Consider the following 14,572-nt stretch of genomic DNA (forward strand, 5'->3'; position numbering starts at 1 on the left):
GTCACGCGATCGCCAGCCGGTCCCGCAACATCAGCATCAAGTCCGTCTTGGCGAGGTGCCCGGCGAGCCTTCCGGACGCATCCAGCACCGGCAGCCTTTCACCCGGATGCGCTTCGAACACGCCCAGCACCTCCCACAAGGGCATGTCGATGCGCAGCCGCGGATAGTCCGGCTGCAGCAGGGAGGCAGGCCAGGGCGAGGCCGGATCGTGCGGCGTCTTCAGCACGCCCGTGAGGTCGTGCAGGGCGATCGCGCCGCGGAAGACGCCATGCTCGTCCAGCACGTACACGTGGCGCCAACGGCTTTCCAGCAAGCGCTTTTCCACCACCGCCAGGCTGTCGCCCGCCTGCACGGTGATGCTGTCGGGACGCAGCAGGTCGCCGGCGGTGGCGATGCGCGGGTCGGTCGCCGCCTTGGCCTTCTGCGAGGACGCGTAGATGGAATCCGGCCGCAGCAGCCGCGACACCGAGAAGGCCAGCACGCTGGCCAGCATCAGCGGCGCGACGATGCCGTAGCTCTCCGTCATCTCGAAGATCATCAGCACCGCCGTCAGCGGCGCATGCGTGCTGGCCGCCAGGAAGGCGCCCATGCCGATTGCCGCACTGGCCGGTGCCGGCAGCAGCTGCGGAAACAGCGCATGCGTCGCCGCCGCGAACAAGCCGCCGCTGACCGCGCCCACGAACAGCGTCGGCGTGAAGATGCCGCCGACCGCGCCCGAACCGGTGGTGGCCGCCACCGCGGCGATCTTCAGGGCCAGGATCACCAGCAGCGCCTGCCAGGCCCAGCCGCCCTGCAGCACGCTGTCGACCACGCTGAAGCCGTTGCCCCACACCTGCGGCGCGTAGACCGAGATCGCGCCGACGATGAGGCCGCCCACCGCGAGCTTCAGCGGCAGCGGCACCTGCAACGCGCCGAACGCCTTCTTGGACAGGTCCAGCAACCACAGGTAGAGCGGCGCCACCAGGCCCGCCAGCAGGCCCAGCAGGCCGCAGGCCAGCAGCGCCTGCCCGCCCAGAGGGGGCAGGGCGGGCATGTGATACAGCGGCTGGGCGCCGACCAGCACGGCCACGGTGGCATGGGCGCTGACCGAGGCGATCAGCAGCGCGGCCAGCGTTTCGGTGGCCAGCGACTGCAGCACGATCTCGGCGATGAACAGCGCGCCGGCGATCGGCGCGCCATAGGCCGTGGCCAGGCCCGCCGCCGCGCCGCAGGCAACGAGCAAGCGCCGGCGTGGGACCGGCATGGCGCGCCAGCCGGCCAGCAGCGAACCGGTCAGCGCCGCCAATTGCACCATCGGGCCTTCGCGGCCGATCGCGCCGCCGCTGGCGACGGTGCAGGCCGAGGACAGCGCGCGCAGCAGCGAAGCGCGCACCGGCAACTGGCCGCGCCCGAGCACGGTGGCTTCCATGTAGTCGCCATGCGGCGCGCGCGGCAGGCGGCGCGCGAGCACCAGGAAGCTCCCCGCCAGCGCGCCGCCGATCACCGGCGCCAGCAGGCGCTGCCACCAGGGCAGCGACTCCGCGGCCTGCACCAGCCCGGAGGTTCCATAGAGCCAGTGCTCGATCCAGCCCAGGCTGGCACGGAAGCCCAGGGTGGCCAGCGCGCCGGTGGCGCCGACCAGCGCCGCCCAGGCCAGCATGCGCTGCCAGTCGCCGGGCCGCAGCCGCTCCAGCACCCGCAGCGCGACTTCATTCGCTTTCGTCATGGGACGCAAGCGTAACGGTTCGCGCGAGGCGGCCCGCGCGTCAGCACATCGTCAGCGTGCCGGCGGCGGCTGGACCAGCAGCGTGCGGATCTCGCGCAGCCTGGCTTTCACGCGCAGCCGCTGGTCTGCGTCCAGGCGCAGCAGCATCTTCTGGCCGGCGGGCAGCGCCTGCAGCCGCGGGTCCGCGAAGGCATAGCGGGTCCAAGGCTGCACGGAGGGGATGGGGCCGTGGACGGCGGTGAGTTCCACCGCCGGTGCCTGCTGCGGCTCCGGCGTGGCCAGCAGCAGGTCGACCACCGCGATCACGCGCTCGTGGAAGGAGCGCCCGCCGAAGCCGAGCTCGATGTAGGACTGCTGCAGCACCGGGTAGAGCCGCCGGTACAGGTCGACGACGGTCGTGGCCCGCACGGAAGTCGCGAAGTCGACGAAGGGGGCATAGCGCGCCGCATTCGCCGCGGCGATGTGTTCGCTGCCGGCCTGGCCTTCCACCGCGAAGCGTCCCGGCGTGGCCAGCACCGGCCAGGCCGCCACCGGCGCATGTTCGCGCCCGAGGTTGTCGAGGGTGGCGACCAGCCGGCGCTGGAAGCCGCCCACCTGCAGGAAGCGCAGCACGGCTTCGCGGCCCAGCGCGTCGGCCAGCGCGGTCTCGACTTCGTCGCCCTGGGCCACGCGCGGTGGTTCGTCGGTTGGCGGCGGATGGACTTCGCGCTCGGGGGCGCTGCGCTCGCCGGTGTCGAGCACCACGGGCGCGCTCTTGTCCTGGCCACCCAGGAAGTCCGGCAGGCGGACGCCGTAGAACCACAGCCACCCACCCGCGGCGAGCGCCAGGACGAGCAGCACGAGCGGCCAGCGCGATGCTCTTCGAGGCGGCCGCACCCGCGGCGGCCCGGTCGAGGGCTCGAAGGTGGGCTCCTGGCGCGGGTCGATCACCCCGGCATGCTGCGCCTGTCCCGCCCCCGCCGCAAGTCCGCCAGGCCGCCCCCGGGCGAGCAACCCCTGGTCCTGGCGCGGGATGCGCGCGACAATGCGCCCGCACAAGCTTGCCGCGGAGGTGTGACCATGGCCGACGCAACTGCCACTGCCACCCTGAGCGCCGGCGCGCTCGGCATCACCGAATCGGTGATCATGGGCATTGCCGGCACCGCGCCGGCCTACAGCATCGAGATCACCACGTCGACGCTGATCGGCGCCGCCGGCACGCTGGCCCCGGCCAGCATCCTGGTCTGCGGCCTGGTGATGTTCGGCATCGCCTTCGCCTTCATCCACCTCAATCGCGCGGTCGCGAGCGCCGGCACCTCCTACGCCTGGGTCAGCATGGTGTTCGGCCGGGTCGCGGGCTTCTTCGCCGGCTGGGCGCTGCTGGTGCTGTGCTGCGTGTTCATGGTGTCGGCGATGATCCCCGCGGCCAACGCCACGCTGCTCATCCTGCAGCCGCAGCTGATGAACAACGTGCACTGGGTGACCTTGATCGCCGCGCTGTGGCTCACCTTCGTGAGCGCGGTGGTGGTGAAGGGCATCAAGCTCACCAGCTACGTGCAGGTGGCGATGACCCTGGCCGAAGGCGCGATCCTGCTGGCCATCGTCGTCATGGCGCTGCGGATCTTCCCGGCGCACCCGCAGCATGCCTTCGCGTGGACCTGGTTCTCGCCCTTCGCCTTCTCGCCCAAGCTGTTCGCCAGTTCCGCGCTGGTGGCCATCTTCTTCTACTACGGCTGGGACGTGACCTTGAACCTCAGCGAGGAAACGCGCGACCCGAACCGCACGCCGGGGCGGGCGGCCTTCTGGTCCATGGTGTTCCTGATGGCGTTCTTCCTGGTGTTCATCACCATCGCGCTGCTGGGGCTGACGGACGCCGAGATCCAGCACTACAACACCAACATCATCTTCGCCATCGGCGAGAAGGTGCTCGGACGCACCTGGGGCTACATCGCCATCATCGCCGTGCTCCTGAGCACCGTGGGCACGGTGGAGACGCAGATGCTGCAGTTCACCCGCACGCTGTTCGCCAAGGGCCGCGACGGCGCGCTGCACCCGCGCTACTCGAAGCTGCATCCGCGCTGGAAGACGCCGCACGTCGCCATCTTCTTCATCTGGGCGGCGGGCATGGGGCTGCTGCTCGTGTCGTCCTACCTGCCGACGATCAACGTGATCCTGCAGGATTCGATCAACGCCATCGGTTTCCAGATCTGCTTCTACCTGGGGCTCACCGGGCTGGCCTGCGCCTGGTACTACCGGCGCAAGCTTTCCGCCGGCGCGCTGGCCGCCGTGACCCACGTGCTGTGGCCGGCCGCCAGCGGCGCCTTCATGTTCTTCATCGCGCTGTACAGCGTGCCGACCTTCGACGTCGTGACCAACGTGGTCGGCATGGGCGGCATCGCCATCGGCGCCGTGCCGCTGTTCCTGAACCGGAGGAAGCTCACTGCACTGACAATGCAGGCATGAGTTCGTGGGTGTTCATCGCGGCGATCTACGTCGTCGCCAGCGTCGTCGCTTTCTGCACCTACGCTTTCGACAAGAACGCCGCCAGGCGCAGGGCTCGCCGGATTTCCGAAAACACCTTGCACCTGCTTGCGCTCGCCGGGGGCTGGCCCGGTGCCTGGCTGGCCCAGCAGCTGCTGCGGCACAAATCCAGCAAGGCGGCGTTCCTGTCCGTGTTCCGGATCACGGTGGCCCTGAACGTGGCGGGCTTCGTGCTGGCCTGCTCGCTGATGGGCCAGGTCGGGTGGCATGCGCACCAGGCGCATTGCGGATATGCCTTAGGCCGCCCCGGCTGCGTCCTACGCGTCCGGCTGTTGCTCCTGCATACGATAGGTTCAACCCTGGAGCCCAGCATGGCAAACAAGACGCCCCCCATGAACCAGCCCGCCAAGCCCGGCGATCCCATCGACCTGGCGACCTCGGTTGCGGGCGAGGAAGACCCGGGCGCGTCCTTCGATGCGCCCGGCCGCGCCGACCAGCCGGCCGGACAGGCCGCGGACAAGCCGGCCAAGCCGCAAGCGCCGGAGGACACCCAACCCACCGGCAAAGCGTGACATGGCTTCGCTGCAGCGCCTGGGCACCATGCCTGCGATCCGGGCGCTGCAGACGCGCAGCGGCCGGCTCTCCTTCATCGTCTCGGGCGAAGGCAAGCCGACGCTGCTGCTGTTCAACGGCGCGGGCGTGACGCTCGAAGGCTGGCGCGCGCTGTACCCGCAGATCGAAGGGATCGCCAGGGTGTTCGCCTGGAACCGCTTCGGCCTGCAGGGCAGCGACGAGCCCGGCCCGCTGCAAAGCGGCACCGTGGTGCTGGCGTCGCTGCGCCAGCTGCTGAAGTACGCCGGCCTCAAGCCGCCCTTCGTGCTGGTGGGGCACTCGCTCGGCGGCCTCTATGCCAACCTGTGCGCGCGCCTGTATCCGGACGACGTGGCGGGCGTGCTGTTCCTGGAAGCGGCGCATCCCGACGACAACGCGATGCTGCAGAAGCACAGGAAGCACGTCGTGCGCGGGCTGGAGAAGGTGCAGGGCTTGCCGCAGCTCCTGTTCGAATCCAATGTGCACGCGGAGCTGGACGCCGCTGAAGAGACGGTGCGCGAGATCGCTTCGGCCGGCGAATTCCCGCCCGTGCCGGTGCGCGTCATCAGCGGCGGCATCACGCCAACGGGGGCGATGCTGTTGCCCGGCGTGATCGCTTCGCGGCGCGCAAACCAGCAGGCGCTGGCGGCCCTGTCGCCGCTCGGCGAGCAGGTGATCGCCGGGAAGAGCGGGCATTTCCCGCAGCTGTCGCAGCCGGAGCTGGTGCTGGAAGTGCTGGAAGAACTCGTCGAATCCTGCCGGGTCACGTAGACCGGGTTGCGCGCCGCGCACCCCAGCAAGCGTCACACCGACACACCCAGTGCCGCAAACCCTTCTTCACCCGCCGGCGTGATGCGCACCGCGCGTGAATGCTTCTTCCGCTCGATCCACCGGCGTTCCGTCAACTGCTGCGCCAAGGCGGCGCCGAGCGCGCCGGCCAGGTGGTCGCGCCGCTCGGACCAGTCGAGGCAGCGGCAGGCGAACTGGCGGCGCCTGGCCTGTGCCGCATCCACGTCGACACCGAGTTCATGCAGCGCCTTTTCGCCGCGCGGCGTCAGCGCCAGCTGCTTCGGCTCGCTGTCGTCCCTGACCCAGCCCTTGCGCAGCATCAGCGCCAGCAGGCCCGTGCCCAGCGAGCCGGCGAGGTGGTCGTAGCAGTAGCGGGCGCGCCGCTCGGGCGAGGGCGTTGCCGGTTTCGCGGCTGGGGTCTTGAGCGGCGGCGCGACGCGCATCAGGCCTTCCACCATCTGCGCCACCTGCTCGGACGCGAAGCGGAAGTACTTGTGCCGGCCTTGCGCCGTCGATTCGAGCAGCCCGTCTTCCAGCAGGCGTTTGAGGTGCGCGCTCGCGGTGGCCGGTTCCACGCCCACGCCCAGCGCGAGCTCCTTGGCCGTGAGCGCGCGGCCCTCCATCAGCAGGGCCAGCATCTGGATGCGGCGCGGATCTCCCACGGTGGTGGCGATGCGGGCGAGGTCGGGTTCGGCATGCATGCTTCGATGCTAGCCAAACTGTTGCCGCTCGACAAACCCCGGGCCGCGAACCACACTGCCTGCATGGAAGAACCGCGCGACGCGCTGGCGGCGCCCAGCCACACCGATCCTTATGCCTGGTACGCGCGGCTGCGCGTGCGCAGCCCGCTGGCCTACGATGCCCAGCTGAAGCTCTGGGTCGTCGCCGGCCCTTACCTGGTGGAGCAAGCGCTGCAGCACCTGCAGCTGCGCGTGCGGCCACCGGCCGAGCCCGTGCCGAAGGCGCTGCTGGGGCGGCCCACCGGCGATGTGTTCGCGCAGCTGGTGCGCATGAACGACGGCGATTTCCACGCGCGGCACCGGCCCGCGGTCGAAGCCGCGGCTGCGCGCTTCGCGCCGGCCGCCGTGGCGCAGGCGACGGAAGCGGCGACGCGGGACCTCGCGCCGCGCCTGGAGGCCAACGCGCTGCTGTCCGCGATCCCCGTGCAAGCAATGGCGCGGCTGCTGGGCGTGGCGGGCGCGTCCCTGGATCGCACGGTGGAGTGGGTGCACGAGTTCACTCGCGGCATCGGGCCCGGGGTGGATGCGGACACGCTGGAGCGCTCCGATACGGCAGCGCGTGCGCTGCTGGCGCAAGGCGAGCGGGACGGCCTGCAGCCTTTCGCCGCCGCGAACCGCATCGCCTTCATGCAGCAGTCGCTGGATGCGACGGCGGGCTTGATCGGCAATGCGGTGTGCGCGGCGCTGCGGCAAGGGGAAGAGGCGCCGGATGCCGGCGAGCTGGTCGCGCACGTGGCGCGGCACGATCCGGCCGTGCACAACACGCGCCGTTTCGCGGCCGCCGATGTCGAATTGGGCGGCGAACGGATCGCCGCTGGAGACGCGCTGTTGCTGCTGCTGGTGAACGAGCATCCTTTCGGCGGCGGTGCGCATGCGTGCCCCGGGGATCGCATTGCGTTGCAGATCGCGGTGTCGGCGCTGCGGACGCTGCAGGTGCTCGAGCCTCTTCAGGACAAGTTCCGGGCGGTGCGCGGCTATCGGCCATTGCCCAACGCGCGGATTCCCGTGTTCTCGTAGCGTCGAACAACAAGCAGAGGAAATCATGGTCACCGTCATCTTCGAAGTCTGGCCGCACCCCGAACACAAGCAGGGCTACCTGGACTGGGCCGCGGAGCTCAAGGAGGAGCTCGTGAAGATGGAGGGCTTCCTCTCCATCGAGCGCTTCCAGAGCCTCACCGAACCCGGCAAGCTGCTGTCGCTGCAATTCTGGCGCGACGAGCAGTGCCTGCAGGCCTGGCGCAACCTGGAAGCGCACCGCGCCGCGCAGTCCGCCGGCCGGCGCACGATGTTCCGCGAATACCGGCTGCGCGTCGCCGAGGTCCTGCGCGATTATGGCAAGACGGAGCGCGAGGAAGCCCCGGCGGATTCCCGCCGGGTGCACGGCTGATCAGGCCAGCAAGGGCTGCACGCGCTCGCGCGTGAAAGGCACGCTGCGCACGCGCCTGCCGGTCGCATCGAAGACGGCATTGGCCAGTGCCGCCGGCACCGGCGCGGCGGCCGCTTCGCCCGCGCCCAGCGGCGGCTGGTCCAGGCGCTGCACCAGCTCGATGTCCAGCCGCGGCACCTCCGGGAAACGCAGCAGGGGATAGCCGCGCCAGTCGACGCTGGTCACGCGGCTGCGGTCGAAGGTGGTCTCCTCGTGCAAGGTACGCGACAAGGTCTGCAGGATGTTGCCCTCCACCTGTGCCCGCACCGCATCGGGGTTGATCATCAGCCCGCAGTCGTGCACGCAGGCCACGCGCAGCACGCGGATCTCTCCGCTCTTGCGGTCCACCGCCACGTCCATGCCCATCGCGACGAAGGTCTCGTTGTGCTTGTAGTGGATGTAGGCCATGCCGCGCCCGCGGCCCTGGCCGGCGGCGCCCGCACGCGTCTCCCACTTCATCAGGCGTGCGAGCCGCTCGACCACTTCGCGCCCGCGCGGCTGCGCCAGGTCGCGCAAGCGGAATTGCAGCGGATCCACGTTGGCGCGCGCGGCCAGTTCGTCGACGAAGCTCTCCACCGCGAAGCAGTTGCCCACCTTGCCCGGCGCGCGGATGTTGGACGGCCGCAGCGGCGAGCCCTCGATCCAGTGCACGTGCACCCGCATCGCCTTGGCACCGTAAGGCGGATCGCCGTTCTGCGACACCAGCCCGGTCGATTGCCCCTTCGGTTGCGGCAGGCCCGCAGCGACAGGTGAGAGCAGGGGGATCCACGCCAGGTTGGCCGTCGCGCGCGGCAGCCACATCTCGGTGGACCAGGCGTCGATGCCGCCTTCGGGCGTCAGGCTGGCGCTGATCTCCAGCAGCTGCGGGGGCCCCTTGGGGTCCCAGCCAAGTTCGTCTTCGCGGCTCCATTGCACCCGCACCGGCTTGCCGAGCGCCTTCGACAGCATCGCGGCTTCGACGCTGGCATCGTCATGCCCGTTCATGCCGTAGCAGCCGGCGCCGTCGAGGTAGATGGTGCGGACCCTGGCCTGCTCCAGGCCCAGCGCCGCGGCGCAGGAGACGACCAGCCGGTGGCTGGCCTGCGAAGCGGTCCAGATGGTCGCGCCATCGCTGCGCACGTCCGCGACCGAACACGACGGGCCCATCGACGCATGCGACTGCAGCGGCCAGTAGTAGCTGGCGTGCAGCTTGCGCGCGTCGCCGGCCAGCGCTTCCAGCCGGGTCTTGTCGCCCTTGTCGACCAGAGTTTCCTCGGCCACGAAAGGCCCCGAGCGCGCCCAGTCGGCGACCTTCTGGCTGGAGGGCAGCGGCTCGTTCTCGCTCCATTGCGTCTTCAGCTCGCGCGAGGCGCGGATCGCGGCCCATTCATCCGGCGCGGCGACGGCCAGGAAGTCGTTGACGCGCACCACGCGCACGTCCGGCAACTGCGCGACCGAGCCTTCGTCGACGGCCAGCAGCTTCGCGCCGATTGCCGGCGGCCGGATCACGCGCGCATGCAGCATGCCCGGCACGGCGAAATCGTGCATCCACACATGCTGGCCGGTGACCTTGGCCGGCAGGTCGGGCCGGGGCAGCGACTTGCCGACGATCTCGTACTGCGCGGGCGGCTTCAGCGGCGCGTTGGCGTCGACCGCCAGCTTCTGCAGCGGCAGCTCGGTCCAGGCGATGCTGCGGCCGTCGGCGCCCAGCACGCGGCCGTCGCGCAGCTTCAAGGTGGAAGCTTCCACGCCCCAGCGCTGCGCGGCCTGCGCCAGCAGCGCTTCGCGCATCGTGGCTGCGGCGCGGCGCAGTTCGACGCCGCCGCGCATCACGCCGGTGCTGCCGGCGGTGGGGCCCTGGTTGGGCGTGAGCGCGCTGTCGCCCTCGATCAATTCGATGCGGTTCACCGGCAAGGTGAGTTCTTCGCCCACCATCTGCCGCATGGAGATGCGGTGGCCGGTGCCCAGGTCCACCTTGCCGGAGTAGACGACCAGCGTGCCGTCCGGGCGCAGCGCGAGGAAGGAATCGGCCTGGTCCAGCGGCAGCGCGCCGCGTGGCGCCTGCTGCTGTCCGTAGGCGGGAAGACCCAGCAGCGAGAAGCCGACGATGCAGACGCTGCCCTTCAGCAGTTCGCGGCGCGAGAGCGTGACGGCTGCCATCATGCTTCTCCTTGTCCGGACGCCCGCGCGATCGCTTTCAGCACGCGGTCCTGCGAGCCGCAGCGGCACAGGTTGCCGCCCAGCGCGGCCTGCGCCTGCTCGCGCGTGGGCCGCGGCGTGCGCTGCAGCAGCGCCACCGAGGTCATGACCATGCCGTTGGTGCAGTAGCCGCATTGCGCCGCCTGTTCGGCGATGAAGGCCGCTTGCACGGGATGCGGCTTCTCCGGCGTGCCCAGGCCTTCGTTGGTGGTGATCGCGTGCCCGGCGGCGTCGGACAGCTTCAGCAGGCAGGAGCGCACTGGGCTGCCATCGAGCAGCACGGTGCAGGCGCCGCACTGGCCCAGCCCGCAGCCGAACTTGGCGGCGTGCAGGCCCAGCGTGTTGCGCAGGGCGTAGAGCAGCGGCATGTCGCCGTCCCAGGCGTCCACCTCGCGCGGGGCGCCGTTCACTGTCAAGCGGTAGCTGGCCATGGTCACCTCCTGGGCAGACGGAGGCGACGGTACTTCAATTCGCGTACGACTGGAAGTCCTCGCGGCCGTGGCCGCCGGTCGCGGCGAACCACTCGGGGCCATGCTCCAGCAGCACCCGCAAGCCGAACAGGGTTTCGAAGTCCTGCGCCAGCGCGGAGGCGTCGCCTGCGCTGCGCAGCTCGAGGCGCGGCAGGGCGGGCGAGGGCGGCTCGGCCTGCAGCCTGGCGAGCTCCTGCAGCAGCAGCGCGCGGCAGCCATGCCAGGCCGGGTGCAGCACGGCGCAGGCGCTGGCGCTGCCGCAAGCCCAGGCGGCGATCAGCAGCCCTTCCAGCAGGCGGTGCGGGTCGCGCTCCAGCCGGGAGCGGTGGCGGAAGTCGGAGGCATCGACGGCGAGCAGCCGTACCCCCTGCTTGCGGGCGCCGCGCCACTGGCGCGCGGCCGGCAGGCCGGCGGCGGCCAGGGCGGCGATGACGAAGCGCGCTTCGCGCTCGCCCTTGAGGCACTGCTCCAGCATCGCGTAGCCGCCGGCGGCGCGGTATTGCGACAGGCCGATGTAGCCCTCGGGTTCGTGCGTGACGCTGCCGTCCTGGACGCAATCGATGACGCGCTGCGCCGTGGCGCAGGCCACCGGGAATTGGCCGACCATCGCAGCCGGCGCCTGGTCGCAGCGGCCGATGCAGCCGGCCGGCTGCACCGGGATTTCGCGCCCCAGCAGGGGCGGCAGCTTGTGCAGCAGTCCCGGCGCACCGGCCGCCACGCAGGACGCGCCGGTGCAGACGTGGACCGTGACGGCAGGCCCTGTTTCAGCCTTGCGCCGCCCGCGGCTGGCCATGCCTCACAGCAGGCCGGCCGCCCGCGCCCACTGGTACTTGGCGCCCAGCACTTCCACCGGCAGTTCGGTGGAGTACGCATAGGCGGGGATGCCGTTCTCGTACAGGTACTGCGCGGCTTCCTCGACCTCCACGTCGCCCGCGAGCGAGGCGACCACGGGCTTGACCTTGCCCTTCTCCTTCATCTCGTTGACCACCTGCACCATGTTGCGCGCGAACACCATGGGCGGCGTCACGATGGTGTGCCAGTAGCCCAGGATCAGCGCGTGGATGCGGTCGTCCTCCAGGCCCAGGCGCACCGTGTTCATGTAGGTGATGGGCGGCTCGCCGCCGGTGATGTCCACCGGGTTGCCGGCCGCGCCGAAGGGCGGGATGAACTTGCGGAAAGCCGCGTCCAGGTCGGCCGGCATGGGCTTGAGCAGCTTCAGGCCGTTGTCCACGCAGGCGTCGGACAGCAGCACGCCGGAGCCGCCGGCGCCCGTGATGATGACCACGTTCTCGCCCTTGGGCGTGGGCAGGATGGGCACGCCGCGCGACAGCTCCAGCATCTGGCGCAGGCTGCGGGCGCGGATGACGCCGGACTGCTTGAGGACGTCCTCGTAGATCTTGTCAGTGCCGGCCACGGCGCCGGTGTGCGACGCCGCGGCGGCGGCGCCCATGGCGGTGCGGCCCGCCTTGAGCATGATCACCGGCTTCTTCTTCGACACGCGCTTGGCGACTTCGGCGAAGGCGCGGCCGTCCTTCAGGTCCTCGGCGTGCTGGGCGATCACCTTCGTGTTGTCGTCCTGCTCGAAGAAGAGGAGCAGGTCGTCCTCGTCGATGTCCGACTTGTTGCCCAGGCCGACGATGGCCGACACGCCCATCTTGGCGGAGCGCGAGAAGCCGATGATGGCCATGCCGATGCCGCCGGACTGCGAGCTGAGGGCCGTGGAGCCCTTGACGTCGTAGGCCGTGCAGAAGGTGGCGCACAGGTTCGCCGGCGTGTAGTAGAAGCCGTAGATGTTGGGCCCCATCAGGCGGATGTTGTACTCGCGCCCGATCCGCTGCAGTTCCTCCTGGCCTTCGATGTTGCCCGTCTCGCCGAAGCCGGACGGGATGAGGATGGCGCCGGCGATCTTCTTCTCGCCGCATTCCTTGAGGGCGGCGGCCACCAGCGGGGCGGGGATCGCGAACACCGCGGTGTCGATGTCGCCCGGAACGTCCTTCACGCTCTTGTAGGCCGTGAGGCCCATGATCTCGCCGCCCTTGGGCGTGATCGGATAGATCTTGCCCTGGTAGCCGCCGTTGATCAGGTTCTTCATCACCGAGTTGCCGATCTTGCCGGCCTGGTCGGACGCGCCGATCACCGCTACCGCCTTCGGCTTCATGATGCGGTTCATGGACGTGACGACGGCCTTCTCGTCCGGGCGGTAGCGCGGCTCCTTCGGGGCGAAGTTGACCACGATGCGCACGTCGGCCGCGATGGCGCCGGTTTCGCTGGCGAACACCGGGTTCAGGTCCATCTCCGAGATCTCGGGGAAGTCGTGCACCAGCTGCGACACGCGCACGATGATGTCCTGCACCGCCTCGCGGTTCACCGGCTTGCCGCCGCGCACGCCCTTCAGCATCTCGCTCGCCTGGATGCCATCCAGCATCGAGGCCGCGTCTTCCATGGTGGCCGGGGCCAGGCGGAAGGTGACGTCCTTCAGCACCTCCACCAGCACGCCGCCCATGCCGAAGGCCACGAGCTTGCCGAAGCTGTTGTCGGTCATCGCGCCGACGATCACCTCCTGGCCGCCCTTGATCATCTGCTGGACCTGCACGCCGAGGATCTTGGCGTCGGCCTTGTACTTCTTCGCGTTGGCGATGATCTGCTCGTAGGCGGTGGCGGCCTCGTCGGCGTTCTTCAGGCCCACCATCACGCCGCCGGCTTCCGTCTTGTGCAGGATGTCGGGCGAGACGATCTTCATCACCACGGGAAAGCCCATGGAACTGGCCAGCTTGGAGGCTTCCGCCGCGCTCGTGGACACCGCCTCCTTCGGCACCGCGATGCCATAGGCCTCGCAGACCACCTTGCCTTCCGGCGCCGTCAGCGCGTCGCGCCCGGCCTTCTTGACTGCATCGAGGACCTGGCGGACCTTGGCCTTGTCACCCTGGAAGTTGCCCATGGCTTTCTCCTTGAGAGAGTTAAATCACTTTGGACTGGCGCAGCTCGGCGATCTGGTCCTTGCCGAAACCCAGTTGCGCCAGCACTTCATCGGTGTGCTCGCCCAGCAGGGGCGAGCGCGTGACTTCGGTGGGGCTGTCCGACAGCTTGATCGGGTTGCCCACGCTCAGGTACTTGCCGCGCTTGGGGTGGTCCACTTCGACCACGGTGCCGGTGGCGCGCAGCGACTCCTCGTTGGCCAGCTCCTTCATCGACAGGATCGGGCCGCAGGGGATGTCGTACTCGTTCAGGATCTCCATCGCCTCGAACTTGGTCTTGGTCTTGGTCCATTCCTCGATGCGCGAGAAGATGGTCTTCAGGTGCGGCAGGCGTGCCTTGGGCGTGGCGTAGCTGGGGTCGGTGATCCAGGTCTCTTCGCCGATGACCTTGCAGATCTTTTCCCACACCGGGGCCTGCGTGATGAAGTAGATGTAGGCGTTGGGATCATGCTGCCAGCCCTTGCACTTCAGGATCCAGCCCGGCTGGCCGCCACCCGACGCATTGCCCGCGCGCGGCACCGCTTCGCCGAACTCGCCTTCGGGGTATTGCGGGTACTCCTCCATCACGCCCTTGCGGTCCAGGCGCTGCTGGTCGCGCAGCTTCACGCGGCACAGGTTCAGCACGGCGTCCTGCATGGCCGCCTGCACGCGCTGGCCCTTGCCGGTGGCCTGGCGCTGGTACAGCGCGGTGACGATGCCCAGGCACAGGTGCAGGCCGGTGCCGCTGTCGCCGATCTGCGCGCCGGTGACGATGGGCGGGCCGTCGTCGAAGCCGGTGGTGGAAGCGGCGCCGCCGGCGCACTGCGCCACGTTCTCGTAGACCTTGCAGTCCTCGTAGGGGCCGGGGCCGAAGCCCTTGATCGAAGCGACGATCATGCGCGGGTTGATCTGCTGGATGCGGTCCCAGCTGAAGCCCATGCGGTCCAGCGCGCCGGGCGCGAAGTTCTCCACCAGCACGTCGCAATGCTTGATCAGCTCGATCAGCACTTCCTTGCCCTTGGGGCTCTTGGTGTCCAGCGTGATGGAGCGCTTGTTGTGGTTCAGCATCGTGAAGTAGAGGCTGTCCACGCCGTCGATGTCGCGCAGCTGCTGCCGCGTGACGTCGCCTTCACCCGCCTTCTCGACCTTGATGACGTCCGCGCCGAACCATGCCAGCAGCTGCGTGCAGGTGGGACCCGACTGCACGTGCGTGAAGTCGAGGATCTTGACGCCTTCGAGTGCTTTGCCCATTGCTTGCT

General features: G+C 69.7%; 13 protein-coding genes. 5 read left to right on the plus strand and 8 right to left on the minus strand.

Going from position 1 to position 14,572, the window contains the following annotated elements; genetic code table 11:
• Position 1: 1 nt before the first annotated feature.
• Entirely contained in the window at positions 2-1,705 is a 1,704-nt protein-coding gene (locus tag HHL11_RS16095) for a ClcB-like voltage-gated chloride channel protein (RefSeq protein ID WP_169419356.1), read from the minus strand.
• 51 nt (positions 1,706-1,756) lie between these two features.
• On the minus strand, positions 1,757-2,635 hold the full coding sequence (locus HHL11_RS16100) for a DUF3014 domain-containing protein (protein ID WP_342593223.1): 879 nt from the start codon (positions 2,633-2,635) through the stop codon (positions 1,757-1,759).
• A 129-nt stretch (positions 2,636-2,764) separates the two neighbouring features.
• Here HHL11_RS16100 and HHL11_RS16105 point away from each other — a divergent pair, with 129 nt between their 5' ends.
• Genes HHL11_RS16105 through HHL11_RS16115 form a run of 3 tightly spaced genes read left to right on the plus strand, consistent with a single transcriptional unit; the run spans position 2,765 to position 5,527 of the window.
• The gene (locus HHL11_RS16105) at positions 2,765-4,147 is read left to right on the plus strand and encodes an APC family permease (RefSeq protein WP_169419357.1); all 1,383 of its coding nucleotides are present in this window, start codon (positions 2,765-2,767) and stop codon (positions 4,145-4,147) included.
• Positions 4,144-4,737 (plus strand): DUF1294 domain-containing protein, encoded by a 594-nt coding sequence (locus HHL11_RS34165; RefSeq protein WP_205964290.1) that lies wholly within the window; start codon positions 4,144-4,146, stop codon positions 4,735-4,737. Before HHL11_RS16105 ends, HHL11_RS34165 begins: the two co-directional genes overlap by 4 nt.
• Before the next feature lies 1 nt (position 4,738).
• On the plus strand, positions 4,739-5,527 hold the full coding sequence (locus HHL11_RS16115; RefSeq protein ID WP_169419358.1) for an alpha/beta fold hydrolase: 789 nt from the start codon (positions 4,739-4,741) through the stop codon (positions 5,525-5,527).
• Between the two features lie 32 nt (positions 5,528-5,559).
• Here the strand turns inward: HHL11_RS16115 and HHL11_RS16120 are convergent, their stop codons facing one another.
• Positions 5,560-6,246, minus strand: coding sequence for an ArsR/SmtB family transcription factor (locus HHL11_RS16120; protein ID WP_169419359.1), 687 nt, complete (start codon positions 6,244-6,246; stop codon positions 5,560-5,562).
• Positions 6,247-6,309: 63 nt separating this feature from the next.
• Between HHL11_RS16120 and HHL11_RS16125 the strand changes: the two genes are divergently transcribed.
• Entirely contained in the window at positions 6,310-7,302 is a 993-nt protein-coding gene (locus tag HHL11_RS16125) for a cytochrome P450 family protein (RefSeq protein ID WP_169419360.1), read from the plus strand.
• 25 nt (positions 7,303-7,327) lie between these two features.
• The gene (locus HHL11_RS16130; RefSeq protein ID WP_169419361.1) at positions 7,328-7,672 is read left to right on the plus strand and encodes an antibiotic biosynthesis monooxygenase family protein; all 345 of its coding nucleotides are present in this window, start codon (positions 7,328-7,330) and stop codon (positions 7,670-7,672) included.
• On the opposite strand, the gene HHL11_RS16135 is transcribed toward HHL11_RS16130, so the two are convergent.
• Genes HHL11_RS16135 through frc form a run of 5 tightly spaced genes read right to left on the minus strand, consistent with a single transcriptional unit; the run spans position 7,673 to position 14,564 of the window.
• The gene (locus HHL11_RS16135; RefSeq protein WP_169419362.1) at positions 7,673-9,853 is read right to left on the minus strand and encodes a xanthine dehydrogenase family protein molybdopterin-binding subunit; all 2,181 of its coding nucleotides are present in this window, start codon (positions 9,851-9,853) and stop codon (positions 7,673-7,675) included.
• Positions 9,850-10,320 carry a (2Fe-2S)-binding protein gene (locus HHL11_RS16140; RefSeq protein WP_169419363.1) on the minus strand — a complete coding sequence of 157 codons (471 nt, stop codon included), beginning with the start codon at positions 10,318-10,320 and terminating at the stop codon, positions 9,850-9,852. The genes HHL11_RS16135 and HHL11_RS16140 overlap by 4 nt, the downstream gene beginning before the upstream one ends.
• Positions 10,321-10,354: 34 nt before the next feature.
• Positions 10,355-11,152: a thioredoxin domain-containing protein gene (locus HHL11_RS16145; RefSeq protein WP_169419364.1), complete on the minus strand. Its 798-nt coding sequence runs from the start codon at positions 11,150-11,152 to the stop codon at positions 10,355-10,357.
• A gap of 3 nt (positions 11,153-11,155) precedes the next feature.
• Positions 11,156-13,297 carry an acetate--CoA ligase family protein gene (locus tag HHL11_RS16150; RefSeq protein WP_169419365.1) on the minus strand — a complete coding sequence of 714 codons (2,142 nt, stop codon included), beginning with the start codon at positions 13,295-13,297 and terminating at the stop codon, positions 11,156-11,158.
• Positions 13,298-13,316: 19 nt separating this feature from the next.
• On the minus strand, positions 13,317-14,564 hold the full coding sequence (gene frc, locus HHL11_RS16155) for a formyl-CoA transferase (protein WP_169419366.1): 1,248 nt from the start codon (positions 14,562-14,564) through the stop codon (positions 13,317-13,319).
• Between the last annotated feature and the right edge of the window lie 8 nt (positions 14,565-14,572).

This window comes from Ramlibacter agri, assembly GCF_012927085.1.
GTDB lineage: Bacteria > Pseudomonadota > Gammaproteobacteria > Burkholderiales > Burkholderiaceae_C > Ramlibacter > Ramlibacter agri.